This is a genomic window from Streptomyces eurythermus (assembly GCF_014649115.1).
In the GTDB taxonomy this organism is placed as follows: domain Bacteria; phylum Actinomycetota; class Actinomycetes; order Streptomycetales; family Streptomycetaceae; genus Streptomyces; species Streptomyces eurythermus.
This window is the reverse complement of sequence record NZ_BMSK01000003.1, coordinates 197,872-212,415: the sequence shown is the minus strand read 5'-3', so window position 1 is coordinate 212,415 and position 14,544 is coordinate 197,872. Positions and strand designations below refer to the sequence as shown.

Sequence of the window (14,544 nt, the reverse complement as noted above, 5' to 3'; positions counted from 1 at the left end):
TTGCCGTATAGAACGGGTATGGCACTCGGTGTCGTGTGGTCTCCCCAACCGTGGCACCGGGCGTTATCGTGCTGCTCCCTTTGCGGTTGGGTTGACCATGGGTGACCGTCGGCGCGCCGAGGCATCAACGGGATGACCGCCGCCACACTTCACGAGGAGCCGCCTGATGTCCGATTTCGTACCCGGACTCGAAGGAGTCGTCGCGTTCGAGACGGAGATCGCCGAACCGGACAAGGAGGGCGGCGCCCTGCGCTACCGGGGCGTCGACATCGAGGACCTGGTCGGTCACGTCTCGTTCGGCAACGTGTGGGGACTGCTGGTCGACGGCGCCTTCAACCCCGGTCTGCCGCCCGCCGAACCGTTCCCGATCCCGGTGCACTCCGGTGACATCCGGGTGGACGTGCAGTCGGCCCTCGCCATGCTCGCGCCCGTGTGGGGCCTCAAGCCGCTGCTCGACATCGACGAACGCCAGGCCCGCGAGGACCTGGCCCGGGCCGCGGTCATGGCCCTGTCCTACGTCGCCCAGTCCGCGCGCGGGCAGGGCCTGCCGATGGTGCCGCAGCGGGAGATCGACAAGGCGGCCTCGGTGGTGGAGCGGTTCATGATCCGCTGGCGGGGCGAGCCGGACCCCAAGCACGTCGCCGCCGTCGACGCCTACTGGACCTCGGCCGCCGAACACGGCATGAACGCCTCCACCTTCACCGCCCGGGTCATCGCCTCCACGGGCGCCGACGTCGCCGCCGCGCTGTCGGGCGCGGTCGGCGCGATGTCCGGTCCGCTGCACGGGGGCGCGCCCTCCCGGGTGCTCGGCATGATCGAGGAGATCGAGCGCACCGGCGACGCCCAGGCGTACGTCAAAGGGGCCCTGGACCGGGGCGAGCGGCTGATGGGCTTCGGGCACCGGGTGTACCGGGCCGAGGACCCGCGGGCCCGGGTGCTGCGGCGCACGGCGCGGGAGCTAGGGGCGCCGCGGTTCGAGGTGGCCGAGGCGCTGGAGAAGGCCGCGCTGGAGGAGCTGCACAACCGGCGGCCGGACCGGGTGCTGGCCACCAACGTGGAGTTCTGGGCGGCGATCGTGCTGGACTTCGCCGAGGTGCCGGCGCACATGTTCACCTCCATGTTCACGTGCGCCCGCACCGCGGGGTGGTCCGCGCACATCCTCGAGCAGAAGCGCACGGGACGGCTGGTGCGGCCCTCCGCCCGGTATGTGGGGCCGGGGCCGCGCAGCCCCCGGGACATCCAGGGGTACGGGGACATCGCCCACTGAGCCGCGGCCCCTGCCCCGGGGAACCGGTCAGGCGGGCGTCAGCAGGTTCCCGTGGTGGCGCTCCGCCACCAGCGGGTGGGCCCTCAGCTTGCCCTTGAGTTCGTTGTAGCCGTACTCGGCGTACAGCGGGTTCGCCGGGTCGGTGGTGATGCCGGGGGCCTCGGCGGCGTGCGGGAAGGGCAGCGGGTCGATCCGCGCGTCCAGGCGGGGGTTGTAGAAGAACGGCACCGAGTAGCGCTCGGTGGCGCCGGGCGGGCTGACGACGCGGTGGTTGGTGGCCAGCAGATAGCCGTTGGTCGCCACCTCCAGCAGTTCGCCGAGGTTGACGACGAAGGCGCCCTCGATGGGCGGCACGTCGTGGAAGCGGCCGTCCTCGCGCTGGACCTGGAGGCCGCCGACGGTGTCCTGGAGCAGCAGGGTCAGGAAGCCGTAGTCCTTGTGGGCGCCCACGCCCTGCTCGGTGCCGTCGGCCGCGCTGCCGGGGTAGCGGACGAGCTTGAGGTGCGGGTGGGCGTGCTCGCCGAAGACCGGGTCGTAGAAGCCGGCCGGGGCGCCGATGGCGGTCAGCAGTTCGCGCAGCAGCCGGTGGGCGACCCCGCTCAGCCGGTCGATCCAGGCGAGCGCGGCCGTGCGCAGTTCGGGCAGGGCGGCGGGCCACTGGTTGGGGCCCTGCAGCCACCAGTACGGCGGCTCGTCCGGTCCCGGTGTCCGGGCGGGGCGCTCGGCGCCGATGTCGAGCTGGTCGCGCCAGTCGCGGGCGCCGCCGGTGCGCTCGTCGCCGGTGCGGGTGTAGCCCCTGAAGTGCGGGGAGTTGACGTTGTCGAGGGCGAGCCGGTCGGCCTCGGGGAGGGCGAAGAAGGCGCGCATGGCGGTGAGCAGCGCGTCCGTCTCGGCCCGGGTCACGCCGTGCCCGACGAGCTGGAAGAAGCCGACGTCGTGGGCGGCGCTGTGCAGCTGGGCGTGGAGCAGGGCGCGGGCCTGGGGGCCTCGGTCGGCGGCCGACAGGTCGATGATCGGGAGCTGGTCGTACGACATCGCTGTGTGCGTGGTCATGGTGCGTCCGCGGGTGTACGGGGCACGGCCGGCCGCCGAGGGGTACGGGCGGCCCCCGGTGCCGGAAAAAGGGAGAAAAAAAGGGAGATACAGGGGGCTGTCAGGCGGAGAGGTGCCGACAGCCCATGCTCGTGACGCGCACGTAGTCCACGTGGCGGCGGCGGACGAGCATCGGAAGCATGGGCCAAGGGTAACGCGCCGCGTGAGAAGTGCCGCCGTACGGTCTTCTCGGCCCGGCCTGCTCAGTCCAGCGCGCCGTCCAGCAGCGCCGCCCACTGCGCGACGACCCGTTCGCGGCGGGCGGTGTCGTCGGTGAGGAGGTTGGCCAGGCCCAGGCCGCGGGCCATGTCGAGGAGGCCCTGGACGGTCTCGCGGACGCCGGGGCGGGACTCGTCGGCGCCGAGGAGTTCGACGGCTATGCGGTGGGTCTCGCGGCCCACCCGGGCCTCCAGCTCGGTCACCCGCGGGCGCAGCTGCTCCTCGTCGGAGGCGGCGACCCACAGGTGCAGGGCGGCGCGGAAGAGCGGGCCGGTGTAGAGGTCGACGAGGGCCGACACGACGGCCCGGCGGTCGGCGGGGCCGTCCGGGAACAGGGCGCGCAGCGCCAGCGAGCGCTCCTCGGAGACGTACTCGACGGCCGCGGTGAAGAGGTCTTCCCGGGTCGGGAAGTGGTGCTGGGCGGCGCCCCGGGAGACACCGGCGCGTTCGGCGACGACGGCGACCGTGGAGCCCGCCCAGCCGCGCTCGGCGAGGCAGGCCACGGCGGCCTCCAGGAGCCGCTGCCGGGTGGCCCGGCTGCGGTCCTGCTTGGGTACGCGCTCGCGTTCGGTCGTACTCACACCACCCATGCCGCATCACGTCTTTCCAGGAAGGCCGTCATCCCCTCCCGGGCCTGGCCGGAGGAGAACAGCCGGGCCGTCAGCGCGGTCAGCCCGTCCGCGTCCCGGTCGAATGTCTCCAGCACCCTAGCCGTGAGCAGCCGTTTCGTCTCGGCCAGGGCCTCGGGGGAGGCCCGGCGCAGGCCGTCCAGGACGGGGGCGAGGGCGTCGTCCACGTCGTCCGCCGCCGTCGTCAGCAGGCCCAGCGTCACGGCCTCGGCCGGGCCGAAGCGTTCGCCGGTGAGGTAGTAGCGGGCCAGGGCGCGGGGGTCGGCGCGCGGGAGCACCGGCAGGGAGATCACGGCGGGGGCGACACCGATGCGCACCTCGGTGAAGGCGAAGGTGGCCGCGGCGGAGGCGGCGGCGATGTCGCAGGCGGCGAGCAGGCCGAGGCCGCCGGCGCGGACATGGCCGGTGACCCGGGCGACCACCGGTTTGGGCAGCTCCACGATCCGCCGCAGCAGGGCCACCAGGGCGGGCGGGGCGGGCGGGTCGCGCAGGTCGGCGCCGGCGCAGAACGTCGTACCGGTGTGGGTGAGGACCACGGCCCGCACCCCGGGGTCCTCGCCGCAGTCGGCCAGGGCGTCGGCGAGCCCGGTGACGAGGGCCGCGGACAGGGCGTTGCGGGTCTCGGTGGCGTCGAGGCTGAGCGTCTCCACGGCACGCGCGCGGGTGCGGCCGATGGACACGGCGGGGTCGGTCATGTGCGCTCCCTGAGCTGCCGGCCGGTCATGTGTACTCCCTGAGCTGCCGGCGCAGGATCTTGCCGGAGGCGGCGCGGGGGACGGTGTCGGTGAAGGTGATCCGGCGGACGCGTTTGTAGGGGGCGACGCGTTCGGCGACGAACTCCAAGACCTCGTCCTCGGCCGGGCCGTCGGCGCCGGGGCGGCGGACGACGAAGGCGTGCGGGATCTCGTTGCCGTCCTCGTCGCGGGCGCCGATCACGGCGGCGTCGGCGATGCCGGGGTGGGTGAGCAGCAGGGCCTCCAGTTCGGCGGGGGCCACCTGGTAGCCCTTGTACTTGATGAGTTCCTTCACCCGGTCCACCACGAACAGCCAGCCGTCCGCGTCGGTGTGTCCGACGTCCCCGGTGTGCAGCCAGCCGTCGGGGTCGATCAGGGCGGCGGTGGCGTCGGGGCGGCCCAGGTAGCCCTTCATCACCTGCGGGCCGCGGATCAGGATCTCGCCGGGTTCGCCGGGGCCGAGGTCGCGGCGGGGGTCGTCCAGGGAGACGATCCGCATCTCGGTGCCGGCGATGAGCCGTCCGACCGTGCCGGCGGGGGCCTCGCGCAGCCGGTCCAGGGGGACGGCATGGGTGCCGGGTGACAGCTCCGTCATGCCGTACGCCTGGCCGATCGGGGGCAGGCCGAGCCGTTCGGAGCAGGCGTGGGCGAGCCGGGCGTCCAGCGGGGCGGCGGCGCTGATGACGTACTTCAGGGACGAGAGGTCGTAGCGGCCGACCGCCGGGTGCTTGGCGAGGGCGAGGACGATCGGCGGGGCCACGTACAGGCTGGTGATGCGGTGCTTGTCGATGGCGGCGAGGAAGGTCTCCAGCTCGAAGCGGGGCAGGACGACGACGGTGGCGCCCTTGCGCAGCGGCCCGTTCATCAGCGCGGTGAGGCCGTAGATGTGGAAGAACGGCAGGACGGCGAGGACGCGGTCGCCGGGGCCGGCCGGGATGGCGGAGTCCAGCTGGGCGAGGTTGGTGGCGATCTGCCGGTGGGTGAGCAGCACGCCCTTGGGGGTGCCGGTGGTGCCGGAGGAGTACGGCAGTACGGCGATGTCCTCGGCCGGGTCGATGGCGGCCCGGGGTTCGGGGGCGGTGGTGTCGAGCAGGCCGGTCAGCGAGCGGTGGCCGGGCGCGCTGTCGCACACGAGGATCTCCCGGACGCCGCCCGCGAGCCCGGCGGCCCGGCGGGCGGTCCGGAGCAGCGTGGAGACGGTGACGATCCAGCGGGCCGCGCTGTCGCGCAGCTGCCGGGCGAACTCCTCGGCGGTGGCGAGCGGGTGCGCGGTGGTGACGGTGGCACCGGCGCGGGTGGCGGCGTAGAACGCGAGCGGGAAGGCGAGGGTGTTGGGGCTGTGCAGGGCGAGGACGTCGCCCTTGCGCACGCCGGTGCCGGCGAGGGCGGCGGCCAGGCGCCGGTGGAACCGGTCCAGCTGCTCGTACGTGAGGGTGGTGCCGTCCGTGCCGTCGACGAGGGCGGGCCGGTCGCCGAAGCCGGCGGCGTGGCCCAGGACGGCGTCGTGGATGGGGAGTTCTACGGGCGGAACGTCTGCGTACTCGCTGCGGAACACGGTTCCTCCTCGCGCGGGGCCGCTCAGTACGACTTGGGCAGGCCCAGGCTCTGGTGGGAGACGTAGTTGAGGATCATTTCCCGGCTCACCGGGGCGATACGTGCCACGCGGGCGGCGGTTATCAGCGAGGCGAGCCCGAACTCCCGGGTGAGGCCGTTGCCGCCGAGGGTGTGCACGGCCTGGTCCACGGCCCGCACACAGGCCTCGCCGGCCGCGTACTTGGCCATGTTGGCGGCCTCGCCCGCGCCGATGTCGTCCCCCGAGTCGTAGAGAAGGGCCGCCTTCCGCATCATCAGCCGGGCCAGCTCCAGGTCGATGTGGGCCTGCGCCAGGGGGTGGGCGATGGCCTGGTGGGCGCCGATGGGGGCCTTCCAGACCGTACGCTCGCGGGCGTACTCGACGGCCCTGGCGAGGGCGTAGCGGCCCATGCCGATCGCGAACGCGGCCGTCATGATCCGCTCGGGGTTCAGTCCGGCGAACAGTTGCAGCAGCCCGGCGTCCTCGTCGCCCACGAGTGCCTCCGCGGGCAGCCGGACGTCGTCCAGGGTCAGTTCGAACTGCTTCTCGGCCGCGTTGAGTTCCATGGCGATGGGGTGCTTGCCGAAGCCCTCGGCGTCCGTGGGGACGATGAACAGGCAGGGCTTGAGGGTGCCGGTGCGGGCGTCCTCGGTGCGGCCGACGACGAGGACGGCGTCGGCGATGTCGACACCGGAGATGAAGACCTTGCGGCCGGTGAGCAGCCAGTCGGTGCCGTCCCGGCGGGCCGTGGTGGTGATGCGGTGGCTGTTGGAGCCGGCGTCGGGCTCGGTGATGCCGAAGGCCATGAGGCGGGTGCCGTCGGCCAGCCCGGGCAGCCATTGCCGCTTCTGCTCCTCGGTGCCGAAGCGGGCGATCACCGTGCCGCAGATGGCGGGTGACACGACGAGCATGAGCAGGGGGGAACCGGCGGCGCCCAGCTCTTCGAGCACGATGGAGAGTTCGGTTATGCCGCCGCCCCCTCCCCCGTACTCCTCGGGGAGGTTGACGCCCAGATACCCGAGCTTGCCCGCGTCGGACCAGAGTTCGGCGGGGGGTTTGCCTTCGGCGACCGTGCGGGTGACGTAGTCACGGCCGTAGCGCTTGCCGAGTGCGGCCACGGCGGAGCGCAGGGCCTTGTGCTCTTCGGACTCGATGACGGCGGTCATGGGGCTCCTAGGAAGGGTTTTCCTGCACTACTGCCAGGACGGTGCCCGGCTCGACCTGCTGTCCGGGCCTGGCGTGCAGGGCGGTGAGGGTTCCGGCGGCCGGTGCCGAGATCAGGTGCTGCATCTTCATCGCCTCCACCCATATGAGTCCCTGGCCGGCTCGAACCGTTGCCCCTTCCGCCAGGCCCTCGGCGATCCGGACGACCGTGCCCGGCATCGGGGCCACCAGCGAGCCGGGGGCGAGCCGGGCGACCGGGTCAGGGAAGCGGGGCAGGGCGGTGAGGCGGGTGGCGCCCACGTGGACCTGGTCGCCGTAGCGGGCGACGGTGAACTTCCGCCGTACGCCGTCGATGTCCAGGACGACCAGCCGGGCGTCGGCGTGCACGACCCGCACCCCGTCGGCGGCGAGGCCGTCCCGGGTGTGCCGGTAGCGGACCTCGTGTTCCTCGCCGCCCATCTCGTACCGCTTCACCTGCGGCTGCGAGGGGACGTTGCGCCAGCCGCCGAACCGGGAGCGGCCGTGGGCGTCGGCGAGGGCGGCGGCCAGGGGGGCGTACGGGTCGTGGGCGGGCGTGGTCAGCGCGCGGAGGTGGCGGTCGTAGAAGCCGGTGTCCATGCGGGCCGAGGTGAACTCCTCGTGCCGCAGCGAGCGCACCAGCAGGTCCCGGTTGGTGACCGGGCCGTGGAGCACGGCTGCCTCCAGCGCGCCGGCGAGCCGGCGGATCGCCTCGGACCGGGTGGGGGCGTGGGCGACGACCTTGGCGAGCATGGCGTCGTAGTGGACCCCGATGGTGTCACCGTCGGCGCAGCCGGTGTCCAGGCGGACGCCGTCCGGTACGGCGATCCGGTACAGGGTGCCGGTCTGGGGGGCCCAGTCGCGGGCCGGGTCCTCGGCGTAGAGGCGGGCCTCGACGGCGTGGCCGCGCGGGTGCGGGGGCTCGGTCCCCAGGGCGTGGCCCTCGGCGATCCGGATCTGCTCGGCGACCAGGTCCAGCCCGAACACGGCCTCCGTGACGGGGTGTTCCACCTGGAGGCGGGTGTTCATCTCCAGGAAGTGGGCGCGGCCGTCGGCGACCAGGAACTCGACCGTGCCGGCGCCGGTGTACGACACGGCGCGCGCGGCGCGTACGGCCAGCGCCCGCAGTTCCTCCGCGAGCCCCTGGGTGAGCCCGGGCGCCGGGGCCTCCTCGATGACCTTCTGGTGCCGGCGCTGGAGGGAGCAGTCGCGGGTGCCGAGCGGCCAGACGGTGCCGTGGGCGTCGGCGAGGATCTGCACCTCCACATGGCGGCCGTGCTCCAGGTACGGCTCCACGAACACCTCTCCGTCGCCGAAGGCGCTCGCGGCCTCGGCACGCGCGCCCTCCAGGGCGGCCCGCAGCTCGTCCAGGCGGCGCACGATCCGCATCCCGCGCCCCCCGCCGCCCGCCGCCGCCTTCACCAGGACCGGCAGGTCGGCCTCGGTCACCTCGTCCGGGTCCAGCGGGGCGAGGCCCATCAGCCGTTTGGCGCGGGTCTTGGACGCCATGGCCTCGATGGCCTCCGGCGGCGGGCCGATCCAGACCAGCCCGGCGTCCCGCACGGCGCGGGCGAAACCGGCGTTCTCGGAGAGGAAGCCGTAGCCCGGGTGCACGGCGTCGGCCCCGGCGGCCAGGGCCGCCTTCACCACCAGGTCGCCGCGCAGGTAGGTGTCGGCGGGCGCCGCGCCCGGCAGCCGTACCGCCGTGTCGGCCACGCGCGCGTGCAGCGCGTCCGCGTCGGCGTCGGAGTGCACCGCGACCGTGCCGATGCCCAGCTCACGGCAGGTGCGGAAGACCCGGCAGGCGATCTCGCCCCGGTTCGCGACGAGCACACTGGAAATCATGTGATCCCTCACATCCGGAAGACGCCGAAGCCGCCGCGCGCGCCCTCGTAGGGCGCGGTGTGCAGGGCGGACAGGCACAGGCCGAGGACGGTGCGGGTGTCGCGCGGGTCGATGACGCCGTCGTCGTACAGCCGCCCGGACAGGAACATCGGCAGCGACTCGGCCTCGATCTGCTGCTCCACCATCGCGCGCAGGGCCGCGTCCGCCTCCTCGTCGTACGGCTGCCCCTTGGCCGCCGCCGACTGCCGGGCGACGATGGACAGCACGCCCGCGAGCTGCTGCGGGCCCATGACGGCGGACTTGGCGCTGGGCCAGGCGAACAGGAACCGGGGGTCGTAGGCCCGGCCGCACATGCCGTAGTGCCCGGCGCCGTACGACGCGCCCATGAGCACCGAGAGGTGCGGCACCTTCGAATTGGAGACGGCGTTGATCATCATCGAGCCGTGCTTGATGATCCCGCCCTGCTCGTACTCCTTGCCGACCATGTAGCCGGTGGTGTTGTGCAGGAACAGCAGCGGGATGTCGCGCTGGTTGGCGAGCTGGATGAACTGGGCGGCCTTCTGCGACTCGGCGCTGAACAGGACGCCCTGGGCGTTGGCCAGGATGCCGACCGGGTAACCGTGCAGGGCGGCCCAGCCGGTGACCAGGCTCGTGCCGTACAGCGGCTTGAACTCGTCGAAGTCGGAGCCGTCCACGATCCGGGCGATCACCTCGCGCGGGTCGAACGGGATCTTCAGGTCGTCCGGGACGATGCCGAGCAGTTCCCCGGGGTCGTACTTCGGCGGCTCGGCCGGTCCGGGGTCGGGGTGGGCCTTGCGGTGGTTGAGGCGGGCCACGACGCGGCGCGCCTGGCGCAGCGCGTCCGGCTCGTCCAGCGCGAAGTAGTCGGCGAGGCCGGACACGCGCGCGTGCATCTCGGCGCCGCCCAGCGACTCGTCGTCGCTCTCCTCGCCGGTGGCCATCTTCACCAGGGGCGGCCCGCCGAGGAACACCTTCGCCCGCTCCTTGACCATGATCACGTGGTCGGACATGCCGGGGATGTAGGCGCCGCCGGCGGTGGAGTTGCCGAAGACGACGGCGATGGTCGGGATGCCGGCGGCGGACAGCCGGGTGAGGTCGCGGAAGATCGCCCCGCCGGGGATGAAGATCTCCTTCTGGGACGGCAGATCGGCGCCTCCCGACTCCACCAGGCTGACGCAGGGCAGCCGGTTGGCCAGGGCGATGTCGTTCGCGCGCAGCGCCTTCCTCAGGCTCCAGGGATTGCTGGCGCCGCCGCGCACGGTCGGGTCGTTGGCGGTGATCAGGCACTCCACGCCCTCGACCACCCCGATCCCGGTGACGAGGGAGGCGCCCACCGGATACTCGCTGCCCCAGGCGGCCAGCGGGGACAGCTCCAGGAACGGGGTGTCGGGGTCGAGCAGCAGCTCGATCCGCTCACGGGCGAGCAGCTTCCCGCGCCCCCGGTGCCGGGCGACGTACTTCTCGCCGCCGCCGGCGAGCGCCTTGGCGTGCTCGGCCTGAAGGTCGGCGAGCTTGGCGAGCATCGCCTCGCGGCGGGCCCGGTACTCGGGGGCGGCGGGGTCGACAGCGGTCTGCAGGACCGTCACAGCAGGGCCTCCGGGATGTCCAGGTGGCGGGAGCGCAGCCATTCGCCGAGGGCCTTGGCCTGCGGGTCGAAGCGGGCTTGCGCGGCGACGCCGGCGCCGAGGATGCCCTCGACCACGAAGTTGACGGCGCGCAGGTTCGGGAGCAGGTGCCGGGTGACGGGCAGGTCCCGGCTCTCGGGGATCAGCCGCCGGAAGGTGTCGGTCGTCAGCGTGTGGGCGAGCCACCGCCAGGCGTCCTCGGACCGGGCCCACACCCCGACGTTGGCGTTCCCGCCCTTGTCCCCGCTGCGGGCGCCGACGACCAGGCCGAGGGGCGCCCGCCGGGCCGGCCCGGGCGGGAGGGGTTCCGGCAGGGGCGGGTCCGGTACGGCGGCCAGGGGGCGCGTCTCCCGGGGCGGGGGTACGGGGACACGGCGGCCGTCGTGGAGGACGGCCATGTGGGAGACGGACACGTGGGCGGTGGGCACGTGGGCGGCGGGCACCTGGTCGGTGTCCACGTCGGAAGCGCCGGCCCTGTGTGTGGCGCCCACATGGGGCACGTACACATCCTCGAAGACCCCATAAGGTGCGCCCTTTCCGGGTGGGGCCAGCACATGGAAGCCGGGGTAGCTGGCCAGTGCCAGCTCCACCGCGGCCCCGCTCAGCGCGCGCCCCACGACCCGCTGGTCCGGGTCGCGTACGACGAGCCGCAGCAGCGCGCTGGCCGTCTCCTCGGTGTCCGCGTCGGCCCGGTCGGTGCGCACCAGCTCCCAGCGCACCTCGCTGGGCGGCGACTTGGCGAGCGCGTCCGCGAGCTGCTCGCGCACCAGCGCCGCCTTGGCCTCGATGTCGAGCCCGGTGAGGACGAAGACGACCTCGTTGCGGAAGCCGCCGAGCCGGTTGAGCCCGACCTTGAGCGTGGGCGGCGGCGCCTCCCCGCGCACCCTCTCGATCCGCACCCGGTCCGGCCCCTCCTGGGCGAGCCGTACGGTGTCCAGCCGGGCCGTGACATCGGGTCCGGCGTACCGGGCACCGCCGGTCTCGTACAGCAGCTGGGCGGTGACCGTGCCCACGTCCACGAAGCCGCCCGTGCCGGGGTGCTTGGTGATCACGCTGCTGCCGTCGGCGTGGATCTCGGCGAGCGGGAAGCCGGGCCGGTGTACGTCCCCCTCGGTGAAGAAGGCGTAGTTCCCGCCGGTCGCCTGGGTGCCGCACTCCAGCACGTGTCCGGCGACGACGGCGCCCGCGAGCCGGTCGTGGTCGTCCGGCCGCCAGCCGAAGTGCGCGGCGGCCGGCCCGGTGACCAGCGCCGCGTCGGTCACCCGGCCGGTGACCACCACGTCGGCGCCCGCCCGCAGGCACTCGGCGATGCCGAAGCCCCCGAGGTAGGCGTGGGCGGCGAGGGTGCCGGGGTAGGCGGCGGTCAGGTCGTCGCCCTCGACGTGCGCGACCCGCACCGGGATGCCGAGCCGGTCCGCCAGCCGCCGTATCTCCCCGGCGAGCCCGGCGGGGTTGAGGCCGCCCGCGTTGGTGACGATCCGTACACCGCGTTCGTGGGCGAGGCCCAGGCAGTCCTCCAGCCGGCGCGGGAAGGTGCGGGCGTATCCGGCGGACGGGTCCTTCAGCCGGTCGCGGGCGAGGATGAGCATGGTGAGTTCGGCGAGGTAGTCACCGGTGAGGACGTCGACCTCGCCGCCGGTGAGCATCTCGCGCAGGGCGTCGGAGCGGTCGCCGTAGAAGCCGGAGAAGTTCCCGATGCGCAGCGGTCTCACCGGCCGGCCCCCTGCGCCGAGCGGCCGGACTCCTCGGCCGGACGGCCGGTCCCCCGCGCCGGCCCGTCGGCCGCCTTGCGCGGGCGGCCGGTGCCCGGTGGGCCCGCGAAGGCCTGGGCGATGCCGAGCCAGTGGTCGGCGTCCGGGCCGGTGGCGGTCAGGGCGAGGTCGGCGCGGTGGGCGCGCTGGGTGACCAGGAGGCAGAAGTCGAGGGCGGGGCCGGTGACGCGCTGCGCGGCGTCCTGCGGACCGTACGCCCACACCTCGCCGGAGGGCGCGAGCAGTTCGACCCGGAACTCCTCGGCCGGCGGGGTCAGTCCGCGCACCCCGTAGGCGAAGTCGCGGGTGCGTACCCCGAGCCGGGCCACATGCCGGAGCCGGTCGGTGGGTGGGCGCACCACACCCAGGGCGTCGGCGATGTCCAGGCCGTGGGCCCAGGTCTCCATGAGCCGGGCCGTTGCCATGGACGCTGCCGACATGGGCGGGCCGTACCAGGGGAAGCGGGCGCCGGGCGGGGCGCCGAGCAGGGCCTCGTGGAGGGCGGTGCGTCCGGTGCGCCAGGCGGCCAGCAGGTCGGCGGGCGGGAGCGCGGCGCCCTCCTCGGCCCCCTCGTCCACGAACGAGCCGGGCGCGGCGAGCGCCTTCTCCACCAGCGCCCCGAAGGCACCGGGGTCGGTGACGGCGAGCAGTGCGGAGCGGTCGGTCCAGGCGAGGTGCGCGATCTGGTGGGCGAGGGTCCAGCCGGCCGCGGGAGTCGGCAGCTCCCACTGCTCCGGGCTCAACTCGGCCACGAGCAGGACGAGTTCATCACTCTCGGCACGCAGGTCGTCGATGACGGGCGTCGGGTCGGCCATGGGGGGAGCATGGCAGCGCCGCCAGAAACAATCAAGCGTGCTTGCATGAATTAGGCCGCCGACATACCGCTTCCAGCGCCGCCGTCACACCGCTTCCAGCGGCGGATAGACCGGCTCCCAGCGGGCCGCCCGTACCGCCGCCTCGACATCGTCCAGGGCGGCCCGGGCGACCCCTTCGTCCACCGCGGCGCGGGCCACGGCCACCGCGACCGCCTCCGAGGTGGCGCGCAGCTCGCGGATCGGCGGGAGGAGCGGCGCGTCCAGCCGGGAGACCTCCGCGTCGGCGGTCCGGCGGGCCACCGCGTCGGCCGCGGCGCGCAGCATGCGGTCGGTGACCCGTGAGGCGCGGGCGACGATCGTGCCGAGTCCGAGGCCGGGGAAGACCAGCGCGTTGTTGGCCTGGCCGATCTCGTACGTCGTGCCGTCCCGCTCCACCGGGGCGAACGGACTGCCGGTGGCCACCAGTGCCTTGCCGTCGGTCCAGTCGAGCAGGTCGGCGGGGGTGGCCTCGGCCAGGTCGGTCGGGTTGGACATGGGCAGGATGATCGGGCGTGCGGTGTGCCGGGCCATCTCGCGGACGATCTCCTCGCGGAACGCGCCGCCCTGGCCGGAGGTGCCGATGAGGACGGTCGGGCGGACCCGGCGGACCACTTCCGCCAGCGGGATGCCGGGCAGGTTCTCGTCCCGGTGCCAGCCGTCGGTCTCGGCGGCGGGACGGGCGTACGGCCGCTGGACGTCGCTGAGCCGATCGCCCTGGTCGTCGGTGAGCAGCCCGTACCGGTCGACGCACCAGAACCGGTCGAGCGCCTCGGCCTCGGACAGGCCCTCGGCGATCAGGGCGTCCCGCAGCTGGTCGGCGACGCCGATGCCGGCGGTGCCCGCGCCGAAGACGACGATCCGGTGCTCGGGCAGGGGCACGCCGGCCGCGCGCACCCCGGACAGGACGGCGGCGAGGTTGACGGCGCCGGTGCCCTGGATGTCGTCGTTGAAGGTGCAGACCCGGTCGCGGTAGTGGTCGAGGATGCGGCGGGCGTTGGCGGTCCCGAAGTCCTCCCAGTGCAGCAGGGCGCCGGGGAAGAGCCGGGTGGCGGTGGTGACGTAGGCGTCGATGAAGGCGTCGTAGGTGTCGCGGTCGACGCGGGGGTGGCGGTTGCCGAGGTAGAGGGGGTTGTCGAGGAGTTCCCGGCGGTTGGTGCCGACGTCGAGCATGACGGGCAGGGTGCGGCGCGGGTCGATGCCGGCGGCGGCGGTGTAGACGGCGAGCTTGCCGACCGCGATGTCGATGCCGCCGACGCCCCAGTCCCCGATGCCGAGGATGCCCTCGCCGTCGGTCGCCACGATCAGGTCGACGTCGTCGGCGCCCAGGCCGCTCGCGCGCAGGGAGCGTTCGATGTCGCCGGGGGCGTCCACGGAGAGGTAGACGCCGCGCGGGCGGCGGTACTCGGTGCTGTAGCGGCGGATCGCCGTGCCCACGGTCGGGGTGTAGACGATGGGCAGCATCTCTTCGAGGTGATCGCCGACGAGCCGGTAGAACAGCACCTCGTTACGGTCGTGCAGCGCGGTCAGGTTCACGCTCTTGGCCAGGTCGTCCGGCTGCTCGCGGAACTGGCCGTAGGCGCGCTCGGCCTGCTGGTCCTGGGTGAGCACGCGGGGCGGGACCAGTCCGACGAGGTCCAGGGCCCGGCGCTCCGCCTGAGTGAACGCCGTACCGCGGTTGATCCGGGGGTCGCCGAGCACGGCGCGCCCGCGGGCGGTGACCTTCATGAGCCCACCTTCGCACAGGCCGGACTC

The 14,544-nt window shown here is 73.8% G+C and carries 11 protein-coding genes; 1 reads left to right on the top strand and 10 read right to left on the bottom strand.

Going from position 1 to position 14,544, the window contains the following annotated elements:
- The first annotated feature begins 166 nt into the window (after nucleotides 1-166).
- Nucleotides 167-1,267, top strand: a complete 1,101-nt coding sequence (locus IE251_RS06465; RefSeq protein WP_189751920.1) for a citrate synthase 2 — start codon at nucleotides 167-169, stop codon at nucleotides 1,265-1,267.
- A gap of 27 nt (nucleotides 1,268-1,294) precedes the next feature.
- Here IE251_RS06465 and IE251_RS06460 read toward each other — a convergent pair whose 3' ends face one another.
- From IE251_RS06460 to IE251_RS06415, 10 genes are all read right to left on the bottom strand, one after another.
- Nucleotides 1,295-2,320, bottom strand: coding sequence for an isopenicillin N synthase family dioxygenase (locus IE251_RS06460; RefSeq protein ID WP_189751919.1), 1,026 nt, complete (start codon nucleotides 2,318-2,320; stop codon nucleotides 1,295-1,297).
- A gap of 242 nt (nucleotides 2,321-2,562) precedes the next feature.
- Nucleotides 2,563-3,168 (bottom strand): TetR/AcrR family transcriptional regulator, encoded by a 606-nt coding sequence (locus tag IE251_RS06455; protein ID WP_189751918.1) that lies wholly within the window; start codon nucleotides 3,166-3,168, stop codon nucleotides 2,563-2,565.
- A complete protein-coding gene (locus IE251_RS06450; RefSeq protein WP_189751917.1) occupies nucleotides 3,156-3,902 on the bottom strand; it encodes an enoyl-CoA hydratase family protein in 747 nt (248 codons plus the stop codon). The genes IE251_RS06455 and IE251_RS06450 overlap by 13 nt, the downstream gene beginning before the upstream one ends.
- A 25-nt stretch (nucleotides 3,903-3,927) precedes the next feature.
- Nucleotides 3,928-5,496 carry a 4-coumarate--CoA ligase family protein gene (locus tag IE251_RS06445; RefSeq protein ID WP_189751916.1) on the bottom strand — a complete coding sequence of 523 codons (1,569 nt, stop codon included), beginning with the start codon at nucleotides 5,494-5,496 and terminating at the stop codon, nucleotides 3,928-3,930.
- A 23-nt stretch (nucleotides 5,497-5,519) separates the two neighbouring features.
- Nucleotides 5,520-6,680, bottom strand: coding sequence for an acyl-CoA dehydrogenase family protein (locus IE251_RS06440; RefSeq protein ID WP_189751915.1), 1,161 nt, complete (start codon nucleotides 6,678-6,680; stop codon nucleotides 5,520-5,522).
- A gap of 7 nt (nucleotides 6,681-6,687) precedes the next feature.
- Nucleotides 6,688-8,541 carry an acetyl/propionyl/methylcrotonyl-CoA carboxylase subunit alpha gene (locus IE251_RS06435; protein ID WP_189751914.1) on the bottom strand — a complete coding sequence of 618 codons (1,854 nt, stop codon included), beginning with the start codon at nucleotides 8,539-8,541 and terminating at the stop codon, nucleotides 6,688-6,690.
- An 8-nt stretch (nucleotides 8,542-8,549) separates the two neighbouring features.
- Nucleotides 8,550-10,148: an acyl-CoA carboxylase subunit beta gene (locus IE251_RS06430; protein WP_189751913.1), complete on the bottom strand. Its 1,599-nt coding sequence runs from the start codon at nucleotides 10,146-10,148 to the stop codon at nucleotides 8,550-8,552.
- Complete coding sequence (locus IE251_RS06425) at nucleotides 10,145-11,899, bottom strand: acyclic terpene utilization AtuA family protein (RefSeq protein WP_189751912.1); 1,755 nt, start codon at nucleotides 11,897-11,899, stop codon at nucleotides 10,145-10,147. Before IE251_RS06425 ends, IE251_RS06430 begins: the two co-directional genes overlap by 4 nt.
- Nucleotides 11,896-12,753, bottom strand: coding sequence for a TIGR03084 family metal-binding protein (locus IE251_RS06420; RefSeq protein ID WP_189751911.1), 858 nt, complete (start codon nucleotides 12,751-12,753; stop codon nucleotides 11,896-11,898). The genes IE251_RS06425 and IE251_RS06420 overlap by 4 nt, the downstream gene beginning before the upstream one ends.
- 84 nt (nucleotides 12,754-12,837) lie before the next feature.
- Nucleotides 12,838-14,517: an NAD-dependent malic enzyme gene (locus IE251_RS06415; protein ID WP_189751910.1), complete on the bottom strand. Its 1,680-nt coding sequence runs from the start codon at nucleotides 14,515-14,517 to the stop codon at nucleotides 12,838-12,840.
- Nucleotides 14,518-14,544 lie beyond the last annotated feature (27 nt).

Excerpts from the sequence above, each read along its gene's own strand:
- IE251_RS06465 (WP_189751920.1), top strand. The coding sequence starts at position 167 with ATGTCCGATTTCGTACCCGGACTCGAAGGAGTCGTCGCGTTCGAGACG.
- IE251_RS06460 (WP_189751919.1), bottom strand. The coding sequence starts at position 2,320 with ATGACCACGCACACAGCGATGTCGTACGACCAGCTCCCGATCATCGAC.
- IE251_RS06455 (WP_189751918.1), bottom strand. The coding sequence starts at position 3,168 with ATGGGTGGTGTGAGTACGACCGAACGCGAGCGCGTACCCAAGCAGGAC.
- IE251_RS06450 (WP_189751917.1), bottom strand. The coding sequence starts at position 3,902 with ATGACCGACCCCGCCGTGTCCATCGGCCGCACCCGCGCGCGTGCCGTG.
- IE251_RS06440 (WP_189751915.1), bottom strand. The coding sequence starts at position 6,680 with ATGACCGCCGTCATCGAGTCCGAAGAGCACAAGGCCCTGCGCTCCGCC.
- IE251_RS06435 (WP_189751914.1), bottom strand. The coding sequence starts at position 8,541 with ATGATTTCCAGTGTGCTCGTCGCGAACCGGGGCGAGATCGCCTGCCGG.
- IE251_RS06420 (WP_189751911.1), bottom strand. The coding sequence starts at position 12,753 with ATGGCCGACCCGACGCCCGTCATCGACGACCTGCGTGCCGAGAGTGAT.
- IE251_RS06415 (WP_189751910.1), bottom strand. The coding sequence starts at position 14,517 with ATGAAGGTCACCGCCCGCGGGCGCGCCGTGCTCGGCGACCCCCGGATC.